The organism is Bartonella sp. AP58NXGY, assembly GCF_042195785.1.
Classification (GTDB): Bacteria; Pseudomonadota; Alphaproteobacteria; order Rhizobiales; family Rhizobiaceae; genus Bartonella.
The window spans coordinates 19869-41205 of the sequence record NZ_JBHIOY010000005.1 but is presented as its reverse complement, the minus strand read 5'-3'; the positions used below and the strand labels follow the sequence as shown (position 1 = coordinate 41205).

Annotated in this window: 16 protein-coding genes and 1 pseudogene; 9 read left to right on the top strand and 8 right to left on the bottom strand. The window is 35.4% G+C overall.

All coding sequences use genetic code 11. From position 1 onward, the window contains the following. Window position 1 precedes the first annotated feature (1 nt). A complete protein-coding gene (locus ACFINC_RS04830) occupies window positions 2-745 on the bottom strand; it encodes a creatininase family protein (RefSeq protein ID WP_375616335.1) in 744 nt (247 codons plus the stop codon). Window positions 746-3044: 2299 nt separating this feature from the next. Between ACFINC_RS04830 and ACFINC_RS04825 the strand changes: the two genes are divergently transcribed. Next, on the top strand, window positions 3045-3395 hold the full coding sequence (locus ACFINC_RS04825; RefSeq protein WP_375616334.1) for a hypothetical protein: 351 nt from the start codon (window positions 3045-3047) through the stop codon (window positions 3393-3395). A 1286-nt stretch (window positions 3396-4681) separates the two neighbouring features. Here ACFINC_RS04825 and ACFINC_RS04820 read toward each other — a convergent pair. Next, the gene (locus ACFINC_RS04820) at window positions 4682-6016 is read right to left on the bottom strand and encodes an NAD(P)H-dependent oxidoreductase (RefSeq protein ID WP_375616333.1); all 1335 of its coding nucleotides are present in this window, start codon (window positions 6014-6016) and stop codon (window positions 4682-4684) included. 163 nt (window positions 6017-6179) lie between these two features. On the opposite strand from ACFINC_RS04820, the gene ACFINC_RS04815 reads away from it, so the two are divergent. After that, window positions 6180-6659 carry a MaoC family dehydratase gene (locus ACFINC_RS04815; RefSeq protein ID WP_375612287.1) on the top strand — a complete coding sequence of 160 codons (480 nt, stop codon included), beginning with the start codon at window positions 6180-6182 and terminating at the stop codon, window positions 6657-6659. Window positions 6660-7561: 902 nt separating this feature from the next. Here the strand turns inward: ACFINC_RS04815 and ACFINC_RS04810 are convergent. From ACFINC_RS04810 to ACFINC_RS04800, 3 genes are read right to left on the bottom strand one after another with little or no spacing between them, the layout of a single operon-like run. Further along, on the bottom strand, window positions 7562-8221 hold the full coding sequence (locus tag ACFINC_RS04810; protein WP_375616332.1) for a methionine ABC transporter permease: 660 nt from the start codon (window positions 8219-8221) through the stop codon (window positions 7562-7564). Then, the gene (locus ACFINC_RS04805) at window positions 8214-9248 is read right to left on the bottom strand and encodes a methionine ABC transporter ATP-binding protein (protein ID WP_375616331.1); all 1035 of its coding nucleotides are present in this window, start codon (window positions 9246-9248) and stop codon (window positions 8214-8216) included. Before ACFINC_RS04805 ends, ACFINC_RS04810 begins: the two co-directional genes overlap by 8 nt. Before the next feature lie 48 nt (window positions 9249-9296). Then, on the bottom strand, window positions 9297-10115 hold the full coding sequence (locus ACFINC_RS04800) for a MetQ/NlpA family ABC transporter substrate-binding protein (RefSeq protein ID WP_375616330.1): 819 nt from the start codon (window positions 10113-10115) through the stop codon (window positions 9297-9299). Window positions 10116-10619: 504 nt separating this feature from the next. Here ACFINC_RS04800 and ACFINC_RS04795 point away from each other — a divergent pair. After that, entirely contained in the window at window positions 10620-11258 is a 639-nt protein-coding gene (locus ACFINC_RS04795) for an SH3 domain-containing protein (protein WP_375616329.1), read from the top strand. Between the two features lie 333 nt (window positions 11259-11591). Here the strand turns inward: ACFINC_RS04795 and ACFINC_RS04790 are convergent, their stop codons facing one another. Next, window positions 11592-12623, bottom strand: coding sequence for an aspartate-semialdehyde dehydrogenase (locus ACFINC_RS04790; RefSeq protein WP_375616328.1), 1032 nt, complete (start codon window positions 12621-12623; stop codon window positions 11592-11594). Between the two features lie 1100 nt (window positions 12624-13723). On the opposite strand from ACFINC_RS04790, the gene ACFINC_RS04785 reads away from it, so the two are divergent. After that, window positions 13724-13849 carry a hypothetical protein gene (locus ACFINC_RS04785; protein WP_375616327.1) on the top strand — a complete coding sequence of 42 codons (126 nt, stop codon included), beginning with the start codon at window positions 13724-13726 and terminating at the stop codon, window positions 13847-13849. A gap of 682 nt (window positions 13850-14531) precedes the next feature. On the opposite strand, the gene ACFINC_RS04780 is transcribed toward ACFINC_RS04785, so the two are convergent. Further along, window positions 14532-14861: a TIGR01244 family sulfur transferase gene (locus ACFINC_RS04780; RefSeq protein ID WP_375616326.1), complete on the bottom strand. Its 330-nt coding sequence runs from the start codon at window positions 14859-14861 to the stop codon at window positions 14532-14534. Between the two features lie 987 nt (window positions 14862-15848). Here ACFINC_RS04780 and parA point away from each other — a divergent pair. From parA to ACFINC_RS04755, 5 genes are all read left to right on the top strand, one after another. Further along, window positions 15849-16481: a ParA family partition ATPase gene (gene parA / locus ACFINC_RS04775; protein WP_375616325.1), complete on the top strand. Its 633-nt coding sequence runs from the start codon at window positions 15849-15851 to the stop codon at window positions 16479-16481. Next, window positions 16478-16708: a plasmid partition protein ParG gene (locus tag ACFINC_RS04770; protein ID WP_375616324.1), complete on the top strand. Its 231-nt coding sequence runs from the start codon at window positions 16478-16480 to the stop codon at window positions 16706-16708. The genes parA and ACFINC_RS04770 overlap by 4 nt, the downstream gene beginning before the upstream one ends. Window positions 16709-17785: 1077 nt before the next feature. Then, a complete protein-coding gene (locus ACFINC_RS04765) occupies window positions 17786-18073 on the top strand; it encodes an EexN family lipoprotein (protein WP_375616323.1) in 288 nt (95 codons plus the stop codon). A gap of 403 nt (window positions 18074-18476) precedes the next feature. Further along, window positions 18477-18746 carry an EexN family lipoprotein gene (locus tag ACFINC_RS04760; protein WP_375616322.1) on the top strand — a complete coding sequence of 90 codons (270 nt, stop codon included), beginning with the start codon at window positions 18477-18479 and terminating at the stop codon, window positions 18744-18746. A 125-nt stretch (window positions 18747-18871) separates the two neighbouring features. After that, the gene (locus tag ACFINC_RS04755; RefSeq protein ID WP_375616321.1) at window positions 18872-18991 is read left to right on the top strand and encodes a hypothetical protein; all 120 of its coding nucleotides are present in this window, start codon (window positions 18872-18874) and stop codon (window positions 18989-18991) included. 1067 nt (window positions 18992-20058) lie between these two features. Here ACFINC_RS04755 and ACFINC_RS04750 read toward each other — a convergent pair. Further along, a pseudogene (locus ACFINC_RS04750) lies at window positions 20059-20295 on the bottom strand (Arm DNA-binding domain-containing protein); the annotation flags it as partial. Window positions 20296-21337: the final 1042 nt, after the last annotated feature.

Below are 21337 nucleotides of genomic sequence, written 5' to 3'. Positions count from 1 at the left end.
TTTATTGCCATGTGTTTATGTTAAATCGATGGATATCGTCAAGTAAATCACGAAGCTGAGACAAAACATGAAAAAAGATTGCTTCACCTGCTTGTGGCGTTGCTTTGCTTGCGTCTCCTGCTGCACCTTGCGTGTTTAGATCATGCATTGTCCAACCAAAGGCATGAGGACCATAAGCGCGTAAATATCGATAATTGGCAATCATATCTGCTTGCTTATTATGAAAATTTTTTGCCTTCTCCATATGAACTTTTTCCGGTGCTAAATAAAGCATGAGAGAGGTTTCGATAAAACCTCCATGGATATCAAGATGCTGTTGAGAAGGCTTCATGAGACCTTGTGGTAAACCAAAACGGCTCCAGCTTGTTGCTACAGCGAGCATGGAAAGACGCCTTCGTAATTCGGTGATAACAATGCTCATTAAAGGTGAATTGCCTCCGTGGGCATTGAGAAGAAGAAGACGGTTGATCCCTTTATGATAGCAGTTTTCACCAATCTTTATCCATCGCTTAATCGCATCAGAAAAGGTAAGGGTTTGCGTGCCTGTAATATCCATATGTTCTATGGAATAGCCAATCTTTTCAACTGGTAAAAGTGCGATAGGGAATTGCTCTTTTGTTTGTAAAGTGAGAGCTTTTGCAAATGCTTCAGCTATAATCCAGTCGGTTTCAAAGGGAAGGTGCTCTCCGTGATATTCATGTGCACCTAAAGGTAAAAGAGCGAGAAAAGGTGGGTTAGATACCATAAATTAATGCCCAAAAGAGAAGTCAATAGAGACAAAGTGATCAAAGGCTTTAGAGTTATTTTTTAGTCTATATATAAAAGAAATGCAAATATCATATTTTTACATTACAGAGGGATGTTATAAAAATGAGAGCTTTGTTAAAAATAGTGAAGCTTTTATTGAAAAAAGCCAATTCAATTGTTGATGTAATATGAGGTGACTCTTCTCAAGATAGATATCTCTTGTAAGATTTTTTGATATGTATTCTTGTTTTTGACAAGTAAATCTTCAGGAAGATTAAATACTTCACATCATGTAATGAAAACTGATTTTTCTATTGTCTATTAAAATTGTCTATTAAAGTGAAAGTTTCGATAAAGCAGCATATACTTTTTTCTTCTATGAAGCAAAAATAATCAAAGTATTTTTGTTGTTATGAATGCTACGATAGAACAGATTTTGGTTTCAAGCAGCATTCTTAAATTCTTAAGTTAAGTGTACGTATCTATATTACAAAAGAATAGAAATATTTGTTGACTCATTTTACTTTGGACAGTGCATTAACAGATTTTAGTGTTCATGAGAAAAAATGAATGTAATAAGAAGAATTAATGTGAGATGAAGTTGCATCATTGCAGAAAGCTTAGTGAGCTTATAAGATGATAAAGAAGAAACATTGTTGACGCCATGATAAACAGGATGCCATTGTGCTGCATACTGATAGACTTGTTTTAAAAAAACATTTTTCAGGGCATCTTAAGCTATTTGGTGACGTTGCTTATGAATGGTATAATGGCAATTAAATTGGACAGCAGCTTGATTTGTAATAATAATCTCGTGTTATTCAATTTGAATGAGAGTTTCGAATATCATAAGATTCTCTCATTTCAAATCTTTCTCATGTTGAGTCAAGCAAAACTATTCTCTTGCACGTCAAAAGCGGGGAGAGCCGTATGGATAAGATTTGTATAAGAAAGGACTAAAAGGGCTCTTATGAATCGTCTCAAGCGCCAAGGTCTGTCGCAACATTGTGCGCCAGCATCTGTATACTTTTGAAGTAAAAAAGGGACACCACCACACACTTTACCAATTCTCAATGGTGTGCACCAGCACTTGCTTTTTAAAACGCTTCATAAGTGATGTTTTTATGTCTTTCTTTGCGTATTTTTACCCACATATCACTCTCGTTTGTGATAGGCAAGCCAGTGGTTTTGATTAATTCAAGATAAACAGCGCTAACATTTTAGAGAATTTTATAATAGTCCAATTTTTCACGCAACATGCAAAACAATGAATTATTCTTATAAATGAGTATTTTACTCTTAAGATGATCGGTTGATAAATTTATCATTCAATATCAGTTTTCATGGCGTTATTTTTTCAATGCGCTTATTTAAGTTGGTATTTCAAAAATGTAATTTTTTAGTAAGTTTCTCTATCACTTTTCCTTCAAGCATTTGATCAATTCTTTATTATTATTCATTTTGCACAAATTGCAGACAGTTATGTGAATATTGCCAAAAATTTCTTTTAAAGAAAATTATTTTTTACTAATACAGAGTAAATATAATTACTCAAAATATAAATAAGGATGCGCTCTACAATATTGACGAAAAATATGGAATAACTTTTATGAAAATTAAGAAAGAAAATTGTTTTCAGTATTTTGGGGGATCAACTCATTTTTCATGACTCTCTTTTTATTTAAATTTAGGTAGTTTGTTGGAGATTTAGTATTGCTTATAATGTTTTTGTAAATCTGATAGATTTACTTATTTTATGCGTTTATTTTGTTAGGTTTGAAAGTCAATATTTTGTTACACTTTATACCTATTTTATAGAAAAATAGTACACTATTTAAAGATTTATTTATTAGGATAGATTTATTTTAGATCAAGTTTTTTATTATCTACCAATTTTATTTTTCAATATTACTGATGAGTGATATAATAAAAATCCATTAAGTGCTATTTCATTTTTATGTTTATTGAAATAATAGACAAGCACTATCATTATATTGAAAGTTTTTAATGTTATAGTTCTTTAAAATTAATTACATTTTAAATTATTTATAAAAGCTCTATTATATAATTTTTTAAATGAATTTGTTTCGTAATATTTCTTATAATAAGAAATTTATCAAATTCTTATTGTTTTTTATCTTTACATATAATACATAATGTGTTATGTTATAATAAAAAATTACATATAATATTTTATTATGTGTAATTATATAAATGATTAAATATAAGTTTTGGTTTTTATATATGTGAATATTCTTTCATTTTTTCAGTGAAGAAAAAGAGGAGCAAAGAAAGCTATGTTTAAAATATTTAAAAATCGTGTATTTTCATTTACTTTTACACTATTTATTCTTTTTTTTGTACAAACTATAGAGGGAAATGCAAGTTTTGTAAAAAATCAATTTCAAGAGGGAGGAATTGTTTCTACATTAGAAAAAAGTGCGGTTGTTAAAGCGGTAGATAGGGTTGTTATCCATGACCTTGAAGGACAAAATGAAGTTGCTTTAGGGAAAGCTGAAAAAGTTGCTGCCTTTTCAGCTTCAGCCTTTTGGGATGGAATAGGTGTTCTATTACTTCTTTCTGCTTTATGTACTGGGGATATAATCGGTACTGTTGTGTCTCTTGTTGGATTATTCTGTACACTCTAGGAGAAAAATTATCGACAAAGTTTATGCGTTTTTTGTTTACTTCATTGTTTTTAAAAAATAAATATTTACAATATATTGGATAGAAAATTACTATTATTAATTACTAACTGTATCTTTGGTTGGCATCATTAAACTTCAAATTTTTACTATGGGTGTTTTTCCTTTTTAAGGGAGAGCACCTAGTTTTGATAGTTTATAATTATTTCCTCATAATAAGGTTAGAACTCTTACCTTCTTTATCAGTCCTTTTATATTGTTTATCTGCTTTTATATGAAGACTATACATAAAAGATATATTTTATCCTTTTTTAAAAGCCTTTTTATATTGCAAAATAAAAAGGATAAAACAAAAAATATCTCTGTATTGGATGTTCTAATATTCAGTGGAGAAATGATAAATTATCCATTTATCATTTCTCACGTTGAATTGAGAGATTTAAATATTGTAAGATTTTCTCATTTCAAATCTGTTTATGTTGAATCCACCAAAAGCATTTCTTGCATATAACAAGTTGCGTTAGTTTTTGGATAAAAATTATTTAAGATACAGAATAAAATTTCTCTCAGGAATTATCTCAAATGCTAAGGACTGTCGTAAATCGAGAACTGGCAGATAAAATGATGATGCCAGTTTGTATCCTTATGAAGTCAAGATGGTTGATACATAATGAATCTTACATCCTCTTATGGGGTGGTTTATGGTATAGCCTTGATGGGCACTGGTGTGAGATGGAGGTGGTGATATGTACGTTGGGAAGTATCTTTTTAAAACAGACACCTGAATTTGCACCGCACGTGTATTCTGTTTGAAACGTCCTGTTCCTAAGCAGGCATCATCACACATTTTGCCAGTTCGTAGGTGTTGCGACAGACTTTGGCACTTGAGACGGTTCATAAGAGGCATTTTTAGTTCTTTCTTATACATTTTTATCCATACGTCATTCCCGCTTGTGACATGTAAGCAAATGATTTTGATTGATTCAAGATAAATAGGTTTGGAATGAGAAAATCTTGCGATATTCGGGAGGGAGTTCAATCTGAATAACACTTATATTATCTATATAAATCAATACCTTGTTTAAAAAAAGAGAAGTGATATATGAGAAGAAAGAGAGGACAATCAAGCAAAAGGTCTTGTTTGGCACGAAGACGCGCAATCCATTGATCTTTTGCGAATAGAAATATTATGACCCTGTAATGTGTTGATTTTTTACGCGTTACTTTAAAAGAAGAGAGGGAAATTATTATTTATAAATCAATAGATTCGTTGTTAGGATAAAGGATACTTATGCCTTAGTGTGAGAAGGGAAATCAAGCAAAAGGTCTTGTTTGGCACGAAGACGCGCAATCCACTGATCTTCACGAATAGCAGTATTATGCACTGTAATGAGTTCATTTTTTTTAATTTCAGCGGTTACTGTTGCTTTTTCTAAAAGGCCACAAGGAATAGCTTGGTGAGCGCGTGCTTCTGCAATGTTCATTATCCAAGCACGATAACTATAAAGACCGATAAAGTCTAATTGATCGCCTGGGTGTAAATCTTTTTTAGCAACAGCACAGACCTCTACTACGGGGTGGCTAAGAGGGACCATATCTTTTTTGCCATAAAGCATAATACGTGCGCAGGTGAGGGGAACTTCCATTGCTGTTAAATGATAGGGGCGATGAAAGGTGAAGTAAGGCCCCTGGCCAATTTTTAAATCTTCCATACGTTCGCGTAAACGTGGGTGTGCTATTTCGGCAATGACAAAGACACCTGGTGAAACACCTTGACCTATTGAATAATCTACAACACCATATTGTTGTAAAATGCCCCCATCTTGTTTTGGAATAAGCACTTTGTTTAAATCTTGTAGCGCTGCTTGTGGTCCATGCATTCCTGGACAATCGGGGAGAAGGCCGGTGGCATTGGCAATGGCTGCCATTTCAACCATCGTTTTGGAACCATCAATAAATTCGACCAACATGCGCACATTCATATTACGCCGGAATGCTTCTTCTTCGTAAGCGTCAGGTGTAGCATCAAAGCGCAGAGGATTATTTTTTCCTTTACCCGCTGCAACAATCTTATGTCCAAGGGCTGAAACAAATTCTATGAGTTCCATACAAGAAGTAGGTTCATCGCCGGCACCAAGTGTATAAATGAGCCCTCGTTTTTCTGCTTCATGTTTGAGATAAGCGCCAATTGTAACATCTGCTTCAACATTCATCATGACAAGATGTTTGTTATTCTCAAGCGCTTTGATACCAATCTCTGCTCCTGCTTCGGGATAGCCTGTTGCATCAACGATAATATCAATTTGTTCATGGCGCAAAACAAGGTTAATATCATCTGTTGCTGCAATCAAACCCTTTTCAATGCTTTGGGTGAGAGCATAAGTATTTTCAACTTCACAGACATGTCCATCTTCGCCATAGGCTAGTGTAGCGGCATCAAAAATACGTGACGGTGTCCTCGTGGCTACAGCAGCGACTGTTATACCATCCATATGCGCAATACTTGATAATAAATCTGTGCCCATTTCACCACAACCAATCAGTCCAATACGGATGGGGGGATGGTTTTCTGCACGTTGTTTCAAATCATGCGCTAAACCTGTTAGGTTCACATTGCTTGCCATTCTTTTTTCCTATTTGAAAACTATTCTGCTAAAGAACTTTTCTCATTCATAAGGTGCATTTGTTTTTAAGACAATTAATCTTTTATTCTTGATGCTCTAATCAATGGATTTTATAAAAGCAAGAGGGGTGGTTTCTTTTATCAAATAAAATAGGAATAGCGTTATGCAGCAAAAAATAACAGTACAAGATGTCACCAGTTTTATTGGGAAAGAAGTGGGATTATCGGAGTGGCGTCTTGTTACACAGGATATGATTAATCAGTTTGCATGTGCTACAGATGATCATCAATGGATACACGTTGATGAGGAAAAGGCTAAAAAGACACCTTTTGGTGGCACGATTGCTCATGGTTTTTTAACATTATCGCTTTTGTCTACGCTCGCTTATGAAGCTCTTCCAGAGTTAGAAGGGAGCACAATGGGGATTAATTATGGTTTCGATAAAGTACGCTTCATGAGTCCTGTGAAAACAGGGGTACGGATACGTGCGCGTTTTGTGTTAGACGACGCAGAAATTCGCCCTTCTGGTCGAGTGGTTTTCCATTATGGGGTTACGGTGGAAATTGAAAAGTTAAAAAAACCAGCTCTTACCGCTCAATGGCTTATTGTTGCTGTTGTGGAAGAGAAACCTTCCAATATCTAGATTATTTGAGTGCTTTATTTTATACAATTCTATTAGGAGTTTCTTCAATGATGATATTGAGAATAATCTATAGGATGATAGATATAGTGGAGCTATCATAGCGTTGATAGCCATAGCAGGTTGCTATCTTTCCTAGATCGTTTTGAAGAGGAGTTTCCTAATGAAGATAGTGCATTGCTTCATGCTTTTGTTTATAGCGTTCTTTAATGGGATCATACTCATCACGTAAAACAGAACACTTCAAATGGAATATACTTGCGTTGCTAATTCACGGACTTATTTTAAAGCAACATCTCTCAACGCTCGTCACACCCATTTCGCAATGGCGCCTGTGAATAGTATAACGATAAAGCCATTGAGCACCCCTATCTTTATGCTTGTGAAGAAGAAAGCTGGCACCATCATATTATATGCTAGCCGCCAATGTTAAGACAGGTCTTGGCGCTTGAGATAATTCATAAGAGGCATGCCTTTCTTTCTTTTATTAGTTCTTATTCACACAGCTCTTCCCGCTTGTAACGTGCAAGCGGGAGGTTTTGGTTGATTCGATATGGAACAAATTGGGAATGAGAGGATCTTACGGTATTCAGAGTTCTCTTTCAATATGAATAACGCCATATTATCATTATAAATTCAATGTGTTATCTAAGGTTGGGAAAGGTCGTGACTAATGTCTTAATTTAAAGAGAGTCTCACATACTGTGAGATCTCTTATTTTATCCCCTTTTATATTAAAGCCATTAAAACTATTTTCTTTCATGTTACAAACGGATGGGGAGAGATAAAAACTGTTTAAGAAAAAAGTTCCTAATCTCTTATGAGCGTTTTCGATAGGCAAGGGTTGCTGCACTTGGAAAGTGGCAAAGAGGATGATGGTATTGGCAGGTAAAATTCTAAGTCTTTTAATGTTTTGTTTTATCAAGTTTTTGTACGATTTTATCAGAAGTCCATTGGGTTGTAATATTGAGCACGATTAAAAGGATGATGACGATGGTCATGATGAAGGTATTGTAGCGTTGGTAGCCATAGCGGATTGCCATATCCCCTAAACCGCCTCCACCAAGATATCCAGCAAGTGAAGTGGCTCCTATAAGAGAAATGACCATGACTGTAAAACCTGTAATCAGGCTAGGGAGAGCTTCAGGAATAAGAACATGTCTGATAATTTGAAGACGGCTTGCACCCATCGAGCGGATCGCTTCAATAAGACCGTTTTCAACGGTTTTAAAAGAGAGTTCCGCCATGCGTGCATAAAAAGGGATAGCTGAAATGGTCAGTATAAAAATTACAGCAGGCATTCCTATCCCTCTTCCTACAACGATACGCGTAACGGGAAGAAGATAAAATGCAAGAATAATAAAGGGAATGGCACGAATACTGTCAATGATCATGCTTAAAGGGCGATTGATGAGAGATGAGGAAAAAATCCCCCCGCGTGCTGTTGTGTGAAGAAGAAGACCAAGGGGAAGTCCTATAATAAATGCCATAAAAGAAGCACTAAGTGTCATCAATATTGTATCAATAACAGCTTGGGGAAGTTCATGAGACAGAACATTAAACATAGCCTAAGACCTCACAATATCGTCCTTTTTTTGTTAACCATTGAACAGCTTTTTCTAAAGCTTCTTTATCTTCTCCAGGAAGAGCCAAGAAGAGTCGCCCGATGGTTTCATCCTGAACTGTATCAATGCCACCATGCAAAATACGTGCTTTTAAACCACTCTCATTTTCTAGAAGATGAAGAAAAGGTTGCTGGGCAATTTCACCGGCAATATTAATTTCAATGACAGCTTCTTGCCCGGTTGGTTTGAGATTTTTAGCAAATTTTTCAGGAAGTTGCGGGGTGACAAGCTTGAGCATGGCTATGGTTGTATCGTCTTGCGGTGATGTAAAGATGTCTTTCACACGTCCTTCTTCTACAATGTTCCCCTGATTAAGAACAACAACGCGATGCGCTATGGTGCGCACAACTTCCATTTCATGGGTGATGAGCACAATCGTGAGATTGAGGTGTTTGTTAATATCAGCAAGGAGCTCTAGAATAGATTGTGTTGTTTCAGGGTCAAGAGCAGAAGTGGCTTCATCTGATAATAATATTTTAGGATTAGCAGCAAGAGCGCGTGCAATGCCAACGCGTTGTTTTTGTCCCCCGGACAATTGTGCTGGATAGCAATATTCTTTCCCAGATAACCCAACCAATTCAATCAGTTCAAGGGCACGTTTGTGGCGTTGTTTTTTACTTACACCACTTAATTTAAGCGGCAATGCAATGTTATCAAGAATATTTTGCGATGAGAGAAGATTGAAATGTTGAAAAATCATTCCAATTCGTTGACGGTAAGGCGCCCATTCTATCTCTGATAGATTAGAAATATCAACGCCTTCAAAAAAAATGGATCCTGCATCAATCTTCTCTAACCCATTTAAACAGCGGATAAGTGTTGATTTTCCTGCTCCACTGCGCCCAATAATGCCAAGGATTTCACCAGCATGGATATTTAAAGAGAGATTATTAATTACCGGAACACCAGCCGTTTTGTTAAAACAACGGCTGATGTTTTTTAAGGAGATAAGAATAGGTTTTTCCATTCACAATTACCGGGATATTTGGCACAATTACCAAGATATTTGGCACCATTACCAAGATGTTTGGGCAGTTTTGCCAAAAATCTCTTTGATTTTTGCACGGATAAGATCGTTATTGTAGGCAGCAACTAATTTTTTAACCCATGGTTCATCTTTTTCGCTCGTGCGTACAACGATGATATTATCATAAGGATTATTTTTTGCGCTCTCCCATGCGACCACATCGTTTTCGAAGCTTAATCCGGAAACAATAGCCCAATTTGTGTTTATAATTGCAAGGTCAAAATCGTCGATTGCACGCCCTAACATACCGGCATCGAGCTCACGAATTTGCAGGTTTTTAGGATTTTCGATAATATCAAGTGGAGATGCAAGAATATTATGAGGATCTTTTAACTTAATGAGACCTAAAGAATTGAGAAGAAGTAAGGCTCTTCCACCATTAGATGGGTCGTTCGGAATACCGACATGTGCACCATCACGGAGATCTTTTAAGTCTTTTATTTTGTGTGAATAAACACCAATTGGAGCAATAAATGTATAGCCGACAATTGAAAGTTTATAGCCACGTTGTTTCATTTGTTCATTAAGATAAGGGGCGTGCTGAAAAGCATTTGCATCGATCTCTCCTGCGTTAACAGCGTCGTTAGGCAAAGCGTAATCAGAAAAATAAACGAGTTCAATATCTAAACCGGCTTTTTTAGCCTGTTCCGCAGCGATTTTCCAGATAATCGCATCCCGCCCTTCCATAATACCAAGTTTGATTTTTGTTTTGTCTGCGGCCATGGAAAAAGCAGTAGACAAAAAAAGTGCAAAGAGAGAGAGGAATAATCCTATAATCCGACTACGAGAAAAAAATTTTAATGTCATATGCTTTTAACTTTCTTTTTCGAAAAATTTTTTGAGGGAAGTTTCAATATACTCTGTATTTTTTTAGGCAGATTTAAAGTTATACAAGCTTTAGAGAATATTCAATCACTTTTATTTTTAAAAGAGTATTATTTTTCCTTCTATTTTAGTTGTTTTGGGGGCTGATCATCTTTTGTTCATAGAAATTCTCTGAAATTCAAATAATTAATTCTTTTATTGCAATCATTTGTTGAGGGAACCAATGACACTTAAAAAACTTCTTTAAGGGACAATTGGTTGAAGAACCGGACAATCAGATGATGCTTTAGCCGTAAATTCATGAAGAACATACTGCGCAATCAAGATCAAAAGGCCGTGTTCGTGTAGGCGATCAAGAGAGATTTTGTTGCAATGTTGTGGGGTCTTTAGGGGGAATAAAGGTTGCTGATCATTAGATTTAAACGCGGCAAATTTTTGCAAAGGCGAAAATTTGTCCTTCACATGTTTTAGAGAGGAAGAAAAATAATGTTAAGAAAGAAATTTTTATCAACAACAATGATTTTATGGGCTTTGGGAGCGTCAGGGGTGGCTGTGACTGCTTTTCACGCGGAAGCTGGAACCATTACAGGAACAGTTGCTCGTGTTGCATCAGGTCAGGTATCTTTACGCACAGGCCCTGCTACAGCTTATAAAGTTATCGCAATGGTTCCAATGGGAGCAAAAGTGCAAATTTATGGCTGCCTATCCAATAAAGCTTGGTGTTCTCTTGGTTATCATGGAAAAATTGGTTGGGCATCTGCACGTTACGTCAATGTTAACAATGTTCCTACCATTGCTTTTAAAAAGATGCCAGCAAAATCAAAATCCATGGAAAAATCGCCAAAAGAAAGAGTAAAACAGGCTGTTTCCGACTTTAAAGCTCTTCCGGCGATTCAAAAAACACGCAAAAACATGCAAAAACTCTATAGAACAGATATGATTATCGATTCCACCGGGGTAAAAAAAAGAGATGAGCGGACAATTTTAAATCCGTCGCCAAAAGCGCAAGGAGTTTCTGTAAAGCGCGTGAATGCTTATAATCCCTCCTTTCCGGATGATGTCAATTACAAAAACTTTGAACGCAATGAAACGCGTTACCGTGTCGTGACCTATCCTACTCGGTAATGGTAAAGTTAATTTTACAACCGGAATGACAAAAAGGATCAGCAGCATGAAGCAAAAAATGCTTTACGCTGCTGCTCTTGCTATTTCGTGAAGCGGCATTAAGGTGGATATTAGTGCAAGCTCCTTAAAAAGTGCGATTGTGTTCAGATCGGTGCAGGGAAAGAGCTTCATTCTTTAAGGCAGAGAGAGCTGAGAATATTCAGAGTGGAATTTGCCAATGCTTTGAAATAATAACCTTTTAAGATGGTGTTAGAGGGAAGCTGTTAAAAAAGCCGGACTTTTTAACAGACCGGCTTTGTATAAGGTTCCTTGTCCTGTCGGACAGGGAGATGATTAATTTATCGACTTAGGCTTTATCAAATTACGAGAAATAAGTAATTCAGCAATTTGAACGGCATTCAATGCTGCTCCTTTTCTTAAATTATCGGCAACAACCCAGAAAGCCAAACCATTTTCAATGGTGATATCTTCACGAACACGGCTAATAAAGGTATCATCTTCTCCCGTACATTCATAAGGGGTGGTATAGCCACCATCTTCGTGTTTATCGATAAGCTGACAGCCGGGTGCATCGCGGAAGAGCGCTTGTGCTTCAGATGCACTTAGAGGTTTTTCAAATTCAACATGAACAGCTTCGGCATGACCGATAAAGACAGGGACCCGAACAGCAGTGGCTGTTAATTTAATTTTCGGATCGAGAATTTTCTTTGTTTCCACGGTCATTTTCCATTCTTCTTTTGTATAACCATCTTCCATGAAAACATCGATATGAGGAATGACATTAAATGCAATGCGCTTGGTGAATTTTTTTGATGTAATGGGATCTGCAACAAAAACTGCGCGTGATTGTTCGAAAAGTTCGTCCATCCCTTCTTTACCAGCTCCAGAAACCGATTGATATGTAGAGACAACAACACGTTTAATGATTGCAGCATCATGGAGAGGTTTTAAAGCTAAGACCAGTTGAATTGTTGAACAATTAGGATTTGCTATAATATTACGCTTAGAAAAGGCATTTATAGCTTCGCCATTGACTTCAGGGACGATCAACGGAACATTGGCATCATAGCGCCACGTGGAAGAATTGTCGATAACAACACAGCCAGCTGCAGCGATTTTAGGAGCATATTCTTTAGAAATACTTCCTCCCGCGGACATAAGACAAAAATCTGTATCAGAAAAATCGTAAGTATCCAGTGCTTTTACTTTTAAAGTTTTATCTCCATAAGAAACTTCTTGTCCTAATGAGCGTCGTGATGCTAGAGGGACAATTTCATGTGCAGGAAAACCACGTTCTTCTAAAATTGTAAGCATTTCACGACCAACATTTCCGGTTGCGCCGACAATTGCAACTTTATAACTCATTTTCTATATACTCCTCATGTCTCTCCACGTTTATTCCCCGTGCTATACTCAGGAGAGAGTGAGTTGGTCAAGGAACATCATTAAATTATATTTTTGACTTTCAACAATCCTAATTTTGTGCATACAAATTATAACTGTCAGCACAATAAATTGTTTTATTTCAAATAATATTGTCTTTTTTAATCTTTCAGCATTGAAAAAATTGAATATTTTACGCTAAGTCATCATGCTCTTTAAAGAGCACTTTAATTAAGTGAATTTTTTATCTTCTGTCAATTGTTTCTCTTCACTCTTTTGAGTTTTTTAGGAGGGTATTAGGTATTGCGTTGGTGGATTCTTTTATACTTTATCTGTTAAGTGGTCAATTATTTTACCTCCTCTCTACGCTTTTAAAGACGAAGATTTCTTTCCGGTTTGTAAATGTCCAGATTTTATCGGCTTCTACTTAGAAATAATGTATTGATTTATAATGATAATCTAACTCTATTTATATTGGATAAGAGTCTCTACTATTATCAAATTCTTTTATTTGGAATTTGTCCTATGTTGAAATAATCAAAATCAATTGTTTGTACATCACAAGCAGAGTTGGTGTGTGGGTAAAAACTGTATAAGAAAGAAGGAAAAATGCTTCTCATAAACCGTCTCAAGTGCTTAAGGGTTTGTGTTGCAACATTGGGAGCTAGCAAAGTGTGTGATGATGCCGGTTTGCTTCTTTACGAGCGTAAAGATGGTGGTGCTCAATAGATTTTTTATTATTTCATGGGGACTTTATCGTTATACCATTCACGAGCAACATGTTTAAAATACCCCTAGATGAATAAAAACGACAAGCTGTATCATCTTTTGTATGCCATATCGTGAACCAGAATATTTATCTGTTTGTGTGCTCTTCAAAACGGAAATACTGCTTTATCTTAGAAGAATATAAAAGGAAAAACCAAACTCTTCTCTATCACCCAATTCAGTTATACGACTTTCAAAAGCGTCCATGATCATGTCTTTTAAATCATATCTTTCAAATAATAGAAATTACGCATTGCTTTACGCTTTTTTCTCACATTCTTCAATAGCGGGCAGATCTCTCTAGAACGCTCTAAATGAAATATACTTGCGTTGCTGATTTACGTGCTTGTTTTAAAGAAACATTTGGCTCCCAAACCCATGACGCCACCCGTGAATGGTATAAAGCAAGCTCCGTTGAGCGTTATCATCTTTATGCTTAATAGAAGAGCAATCCGTTATCATCCGTTATATCGACGAGCCTTCAATGTTTTACAGCTCTTGGTTATTTGAGAGCATTCATAAGAGGGATTCTTTTTTAACGCTTTTTTATTCACATGGGCTCTTTCTGCTTTTGACATGCAAGAGTCATGCTTTTGTTTGATTCAAGATAAACAGATTTGAAATGAGAAAATCCTACAGTATTAGGATTTCTTATTCACCGTGCAAAATAATTGATTATTATTATCAATCAATATGTTGTAATTAAATATAGATTACGGCTTACGGCTTTTTATAGAATGCTTTGCGCGCCTTTGATACGCAATGTCAATTTTTCTTAGTAGTTTGTATTGTAGTTTTAGGTGTCTGTGGCGTACGAATGAGGTATATTGGTAAAGGAAGAGAAAAAGAAGGTAAAGACGTGATGAAAGGTGAAGTGAAAATTAATATTTTCTTAATCATCATATGAATTTGCATGCATTTTTATGGCTTCGGGTGTGCATGTTTGTTGTATATTGAAGAGCAAAGCTTGTTTGTAGAATTTTATGAAGTGAATCACGTGAAGTGACAAGCCAAGGGAAAGACACTAGACAAAGATTATTTACAGATTATTTTTTAAAAAATCAGTGTGAATTTAAGAATCTTCATCTTTTAGAACGAGGAGGAAGTGTGCAAAACCTCTGTTTAAAGACGCGCTAAACGATAAAGATGCAGCGAGCGTGCTCCGTGATGACAATAGGCAAGAAGAGGGAGAGAGGCTGTTTTTAAAATTGTTTGCATGGCTTCAACAGCTGACTTTTCTATAGTTGGAGGAGAAATGGGAATGTGATAGGCTTTTATGCCATATTCATTTGCGATCGTTTTAATGCTCAAAAAATCAGGTTGATGAGGGTCCTCGTGATCGGGGCGGTTACAGATAATTGTTTTAAAACCAGCTTGTGCCAATGTTTTGATATTTTCTATGCTAATTTGGGCGCTGATAAAAATATCAGGTTCAATTTGTTGTAAATTCATTTTTGTTTATCCCCAATTGCACGATCTTCACGATACCCTCTGGTCTGGTATATAAAAGAACATAATGAAGGTAAGTTTTTCAATGGCATCTTAACAAAAAAATTCTTTTTGTCGAGAAGATCTCTTTGGGAAAAATGAGCTGTAAGATGCAAAATATCTCATTCCGCAATATGTTCGTTATGAGACCTTATGAAAGACCGCTGTTTGGTCTTTATGGATAATCTATAGTGTTTACTAAGCATAGACATTTCATTGTATTGCTTGTTTACACGTTTGCTAGAGGTATCCTTATTTTTATTAAGCCCATTTTACCCTGTCAAGCGTCAAAGAGTATAGAATTCATTGTGTACTCCTTCTTTAGTTCAAGAAAAGGTACAAGCCGACACTATCATACACTTTGCTAGCCCCCAATATTGTAATAGTTCTTGGTATTGGAGATTCTGCATGAGAAGCATTTTTAGTCCTTTCTTTTCAGTGTTTTTTGCTCATATGCTAGTTCTGCTTGTGATGTGCAGGCAAGTGATTCATATAAGAGGTATGAAATGAGGGAATCTTCCTGATTTCGGCTTTCTCATTCAACGTGTAAAACAATGAATTCTTCTTATAGTTTGTTATATATTTAGAGTGGAGCTTGTTTGTAGAGTTGTATTAAGTGGACCACATGAAGGGAGAAGCCCAAATGGCAGGTGCAAAATAAGAAGCTGAATTATTGACAGAGTATTGTTTACAGATCGATATGGATTAAAAAATCTTTGTTTTAGGGTGGGAAAGAAGAGCGTGTCTATTGTTTAAATTTTTTCTTATCCTCAAGTTCATAATGTTTTTGCCCAATGTTAAAGGTTAAAAGAATATTATAAAGATAAAATTGAGAGCTGTTATTTTTATCCTAAAAATGAGAGAAGTGGTTGTTTTGTAGGTGCTGAAAGCTTGCTTCTTTTGTTGTTTTCTGTATAATCGTAAAAACGGCAATTCTAAAAGGCATAATGAATGATCATTGGACTTTTGAATCAAAAGGGAGGTGTCGGAAAAACGACGTTGAGTGTGAACCTTGCGGCTAGTTTTGCACGTACTGGTGCACGGGTATTGCTTATTGATGTTGATCCGCAAGGAAGTGCATTGGATTGGGCTGCTGCGCGTGAAGATGCTCCTTTGTTTTCAGTTATTGGTTTACCGCGAGCAACGGTTCACAAAGAGATTACACAGATTGGTCATAGTTATGATCATATTATTATCGATGGTCCTCCACGTGTGACTGACCTTGTTCGTAGTGCTCTTATGGCTTCGGATTTGGTGCTTATACCTGTTTTGCCTAGTCCCTATGATATTTGGGCAGCTGATGGAATTGTAAAGCTGATTGATGAAGCACGCGTTTATAAAGAGAATCTCAAATCTGCTTTTGTTATTAATCGTAAAATAGTCAATACAGCGATAGGGCGTGATGTGAACGAAGCTCTTGGCATATACCACTCCGTGCATGTTCTTTCTTCTAGCGTTGCACAGCGCGTGATTTTTGCAGAAGCTGCAGCACAGGGGAAGGCTGTTTATGAGGTTGATAAGCAAGGCCCCGCAGCTGCAGAGATTGAAGCTGTTGCCGCGGAAATCAAGGAGTTAGCACAATGAATAAAAAAATTAAAATTGGCACCAAGCCAACCAATAAATCAATTCCTTTAACGGCTGATGCATGGGTGGAAAACCACAAAGAGAATATGAGTGGAGGTATGAAGCGTCTCACGATTGATATACCAGAAAATTTGCATCGGTTAATTAAAGTAAGTTGTGCAAGTCGTGGAACCAAAATAGCCGATGAGGTACGCGAATTACTTTCGCGAAAATACGGAAAAGTGTAAAAAATGATATATGATAATAAGTTTGGGTCGGTTTGAAGACTTTTTTCTAAAGATAATATCTTTCATTTTTACACGAAGTTAAGAATAATAAAAACTCCTCTTTTTTCACTAGGGGTGCTTCATTTAAGGTGTTTTTCATCAGGTTTTATATCATCCAGTTCGATAGCTATGAGCTTATGAAAATTTTCCGTTTTAAATTTTTTCTTATAAGATGAGATCATCATAATAGCTCTTGTTATCTGTATTGCAGCTGGATAGATAAGTTTATTTTTTCGTAGAAATTGTCTTGATAATGATTTTAAATGTGAAGTTATTTTTTGTTTATTTTACTTAATATAGGCAACAATAATGGAATTAAGAGTAGCGTTGATTATTTTTTTCTGCTACGTGAATTCTTTATTTTATTAAATTATACTTATATTTATAAGGGGGGGGAAATAAATAAAATTTACTGATATTGGTGCGCTATACGTTATTCCTAATAAACAAAAGAAGTCATTGAATATATTATAGAAAGTATTTCTTACATTTATAATCTGAAATAGTTAATACCACTGTAATGGTAGGCAAGAATATAGGCATTTTTTTCTTCTATCAGAATATATAAGATTACTTTTTTAATATTTCTATTGGCATTTAAAAAGCGCATAGGAGTTTGCTTTCTCGGTGGTTTGAGAAATAATAAGAGCGCTATCCGTTCATTAAAAAATATATTGTTTCAATTGCAGGAAATTTGCAATGAATATAGGCATTACGAATTTTAAATAGGATATTCGTGCTACTTCTCATTACAAAGTGGTTTTTGAAGAAAAAGAAGTGATTAAAAAAGCTTTTTGAGAGTTTCAAAAAATCAAGATTTCTGCTGAAGTGTTAACACTTCAAATACAAAGAACCGCCGTGCTGATAATGTTACAAGTGCAAGTCTAATAAATGCAAGCGGCTTTTACGATTCAATATATTTGCGTTGAAAATATGCGTATTTGTCAAAGGAAAATTATACGCAAAATTACGATATAGGGAGGTGTGTGGCTCCAATGATATCATTAATAAAGTATAAAACAAGAGAGGAGTAAAACCATGAATAAGATCATTATAACAGCACTATTGCTTTGCCTGGGGTTTGTCACTACTGGTTGTGAAAAAAACTACAGTGTAGCAGACTTTAAGAAAGATAAAACACTAATGGAAAAATGGGGAAAGAAATGCGAGAAAATGGGACCATCCGCTTTAGAAACTAAAAATTGTCAAAATGTTATACAAGCCGATACGGCTCTTTTTCAAGAGCATTATAGAAATCTTGCAAAAAAACTTCGTGAAAATAGCACAAAGAAGGATAAAACTGAAAAACAACAAGACAACAATTAAAATCATAAAAAATATTGATGACAACATTTTCTTTGCACTGAAATTATCACTGTTGGTTGCAGGAAATTTACAGTGTAGGAAACTTTAAAAAATTATTCTGTTATGTCAAAAACAATTTATGGCGGTGATATAAGCTTCCTTGACATATGAGGTGCTTTTTTAGGGTCAATATTTTTAGGCTTGTCGAGTTTTATGTAAATCAATCACATGAAATGAGAAGCTAAAAAGAATCTGTTCTCAAAGAATTCGGATTGTTTACAGATCGGATAGGTGGTAGGAGACTTCGTCATTTGAGGCATGAAGAGAGGGGGTAATAAAATACACAATTGGCAAAATATGTAACTTTAATGGGGCAATTGTGCTCAAACCTTACAAAACTGAAAGAAAAAAGGGGAATTTATTTATGAACAAGATCATTATAACAGCACTATTGCTTTGCGTGGGGCTTGTCACTGCTGGTTGTGAAAAAACTTACAGTGTAGCAGACTTTAAAAAAGATCCAAAATTACTCGAAGAATGGGCAATGAAATGTATGATGTCAGGAAGTTTAGATTCTCAAAATTGTAAAAACGCAGACAAAGCGTATCGTGAAGTTCATGCACGAGATTGGCCTGGGGCAAGCTTTGTACATGATGATGAGCAAAAAACTGAAGAGAAAAAGGAAGAAAATTAAATCATGAATAAAGTCATTATAACAGTATTGCTGCTTTGCATGGGGCTTGGAGTTTCTGGTTATAAAGAAAAATCTATAGTGTAGAAGAGTTTAAGAAAGATAAAAAATTACGCTATAAATGGGAAATGAAGTGTTTCTTAGGTCAGTTATCTATGCAGAAATCGCAAAATTGTGAGAATCTAGACAGAGCGGGTAAACAACTTCTTTTGGAGGTTAAAAATTGTGCTCAGACTTTGAAAATCTGAGGAAAAAAGGATAGGTGTGAAGGTACAACCAGAAGTAATTGTGACAATATTGTTCTTGCTCCTTTCAAGAGAGAGAATTTTGTCTTAAATATAAAAGATGTTTATTTCAGTAAATGGAAAACCTCCTTTTCTTTAAGGAGGTTTTCTCTATGGAGCAGCATATTATGATCTATGCAACAGGCTGAACTTGGGATATGTTTCTATAGTTTTTATTCTCGTTTAGCAAATTGGCTTGTAGAAACAACCAATACCCCTTCGATATAGAAACTTAGGGTGCAAGAAGAGCAGGTTTTTATCATACCACTTCTTTAAAGAGTGTTGTGCTAATATTAACACAAAAGCTTCACAATGTTTACGAGTGAAAAGAGGCTTATATTTAAAGTATGCGTACAGGTGTATGCCACGTATGCTTTCATGAAACGCCAAAAAAGTTTGGAGTTTAGTGTGTTCTTATTATGCTTTTCAAGAGAACAGGGAAGAGGGTAAGGGTATTCGAAAAAAGATCATAATGATTCAAGGAAAAATAAAAATGTTAAGTCTGATTGTAAAAAATGCATATAAAAAACAAGGAGAACACAAGAATCGTTAGACGCGACAGCTTGAGCTGGCGCATGATTGATTTAATGGTTAAATTCTTCTTTGTCTTTAATTTTGAGGTGTCTCTCTGGGAATTTTATCGAAAAGCCAAGAGAGTATGTTTAATACATCTCTATTATGAGAATTAAAACAACAAAAGCATTAATGCTAACGATCAACGTTGAATAAAGCATAGCGCTTTTTATGAGATCAGCCATAAGAACTTCTTTTCTGTTCTTTGTAATATCAATTATTCTGAATAACAAAATATCACAGTCTATAATATATGCTGATATACCCTATTCGGCAAATTTAAAATCTTTACTGTTTTATAAAGGCTTGAGGAGTTGGGGTACTGTGAGGCATAAAAAGGAAAGCTTTAAAGTAAATATTGATTGATTTCGTAGGTTTTATGTTGCAGAAAATTCTTTTTATCCTGTTACGCTATAAAATACTGTCATGCGAAGTGGAGGAGGAAGTCAAACATGCTCTTCCCGCAAAACAGAACACCATTGGGTTGCACATTTACCGGCTTGTTTTAAAGAAACATCTCTCAAAGCCCCCAAGCTCATTTCGCGGCAGTTTCCGTGAAGAGTATAACGATAAATCCATTGAACACCCCCATCTTTACGTTTATGAAGAAGCAAGCCGACACCATAACAAACATTTTTTCCAGCTCGTGGTTGTTGCGACAGCCCTTGGTACTTGAGATGGTTCATAAGAGCCATTCGTTCTTTCTTAATAGTTTTTATCCACACATTCATCCCGTTTGTAATGTGTAAGCGCATTATTTTGATTGATTTAACAGAGAGAGATTTGAAATGAGAGAATTCTACGTATTTGGGGTTCTCATTCAAGTTGAATAACACCATGTTATTATAAATCAAACTATTATCCTAACAGGATTGGTTAATGCAACTCTAATGAGGGAGCTTCTGCGCGAAGAAAAGACGTTCCGAATGGAATGTAGGAATATATTTGCGTTGCATATTTATGTGCGTTTTTTAAAGAAAGATCTCTCACGGTAAGTCCATTTTGCAATGGTACTTGTGAATTAGTATAATGGTAATGCTTCCATAAATAATATAAGTTTGAATAATATAAAATCTCTAGAGTGCTACCATCTTTACATTTAATAAAGGAGCAAGGCCGCATCATTATACACTTTCCCCCAATATTTACAAGAACTCTTGGTTTTTGAGAGGGGGTATAAGAGACATTTGTTTGCAGTATATTTTATCGACACGTCAGGTTCTATTTGTGATGTACAAGTGAGTAATTTTAATTTATTCAGCATGGAATAGATTTGAAATGCGATAATTCTACGATCTTTAAGATTTTTATTGAGCATACAAGATAATGAATTATCCATATAAATCAATATATTGATTTATATGAAAGAAAAAGCCTCATTGAGAAGGTTGAAAATGAGAGAAAGTTGGTAGCAGAAATTGTACCTTGATTATAAAACGATTATTTCTATGCTTTTATATCCGCAGCGTATGTAAAGCAGCAATATTAAGAGCGGACTGTACGTTATGGAGTGAGATAATCTATAGAAAGATGATGTGAAATTCTGAAAATATCAATGTGGGAGAGTGTTAGGCGTTATGGGGTTGAAGGCGTATCGAACTGAATGCTTAAGAAACTCTTGAAAAGGTTTAAAAAATCTTATATAGTAATTCGTTGCAAAGAAAAGCGAATGATAATTAAAAAAGGGAGATTGATAGCTGTTTAGCTATTTAAGGTGTCTTTTTTAATGTTACTATA

Bases quoted from the DNA above. Each gene is read 5' to 3' on its own strand.
- ACFINC_RS04760 (WP_375616322.1), top strand. From the start codon at position 18,477: ATGAACAAGATCATTATAACAGCACTATTGCTTTGCGTGGGGCTTGTC.
- ACFINC_RS04795 (WP_375616329.1), top strand. From the start codon at position 10,620: ATGTTAAGAAAGAAATTTTTATCAACAACAATGATTTTATGGGCTTTG.
- ACFINC_RS04780 (WP_375616326.1), bottom strand. From the start codon at position 14,861: ATGAATTTACAACAAATTGAACCTGATATTTTTATCAGCGCCCAAATT.
- ACFINC_RS04800 (WP_375616330.1), bottom strand. From the start codon at position 10,115: ATGACATTAAAATTTTTTTCTCGTAGTCGGATTATAGGATTATTCCTC.
- ACFINC_RS04790 (WP_375616328.1), bottom strand. From the start codon at position 12,623: ATGAGTTATAAAGTTGCAATTGTCGGCGCAACCGGAAATGTTGGTCGT.
- ACFINC_RS04785 (WP_375616327.1), top strand. From the start codon at position 13,724: ATGAAATATACTTGCGTTGCTGATTTACGTGCTTGTTTTAAAGAAACA.
- ACFINC_RS04815 (WP_375612287.1), top strand. From the start codon at position 6,180: ATGCAGCAAAAAATAACAGTACAAGATGTCACCAGTTTTATTGGGAAA.
- ACFINC_RS04830 (WP_375616335.1), bottom strand. From the start codon at position 745: ATGGTATCTAACCCACCTTTTCTCGCTCTTTTACCTTTAGGTGCACAT.
- ACFINC_RS04820 (WP_375616333.1), bottom strand. From the start codon at position 6,016: ATGGCAAGCAATGTGAACCTAACAGGTTTAGCGCATGATTTGAAACAA.
- ACFINC_RS04810 (WP_375616332.1), bottom strand. From the start codon at position 8,221: ATGTTTAATGTTCTGTCTCATGAACTTCCCCAAGCTGTTATTGATACA.
- parA (WP_375616325.1), top strand. From the start codon at position 15,849: ATGATCATTGGACTTTTGAATCAAAAGGGAGGTGTCGGAAAAACGACG.
- ACFINC_RS04770 (WP_375616324.1), top strand. From the start codon at position 16,478: ATGAATAAAAAAATTAAAATTGGCACCAAGCCAACCAATAAATCAATT.
- ACFINC_RS04755 (WP_375616321.1), top strand. From the start codon at position 18,872: ATGAAGTGTTTCTTAGGTCAGTTATCTATGCAGAAATCGCAAAATTGT.
- ACFINC_RS04805 (WP_375616331.1), bottom strand. From the start codon at position 9,248: ATGGAAAAACCTATTCTTATCTCCTTAAAAAACATCAGCCGTTGTTTT.
- ACFINC_RS04825 (WP_375616334.1), top strand. From the start codon at position 3,045: ATGTTTAAAATATTTAAAAATCGTGTATTTTCATTTACTTTTACACTA.
- ACFINC_RS04765 (WP_375616323.1), top strand. From the start codon at position 17,786: ATGAATAAGATCATTATAACAGCACTATTGCTTTGCCTGGGGTTTGTC.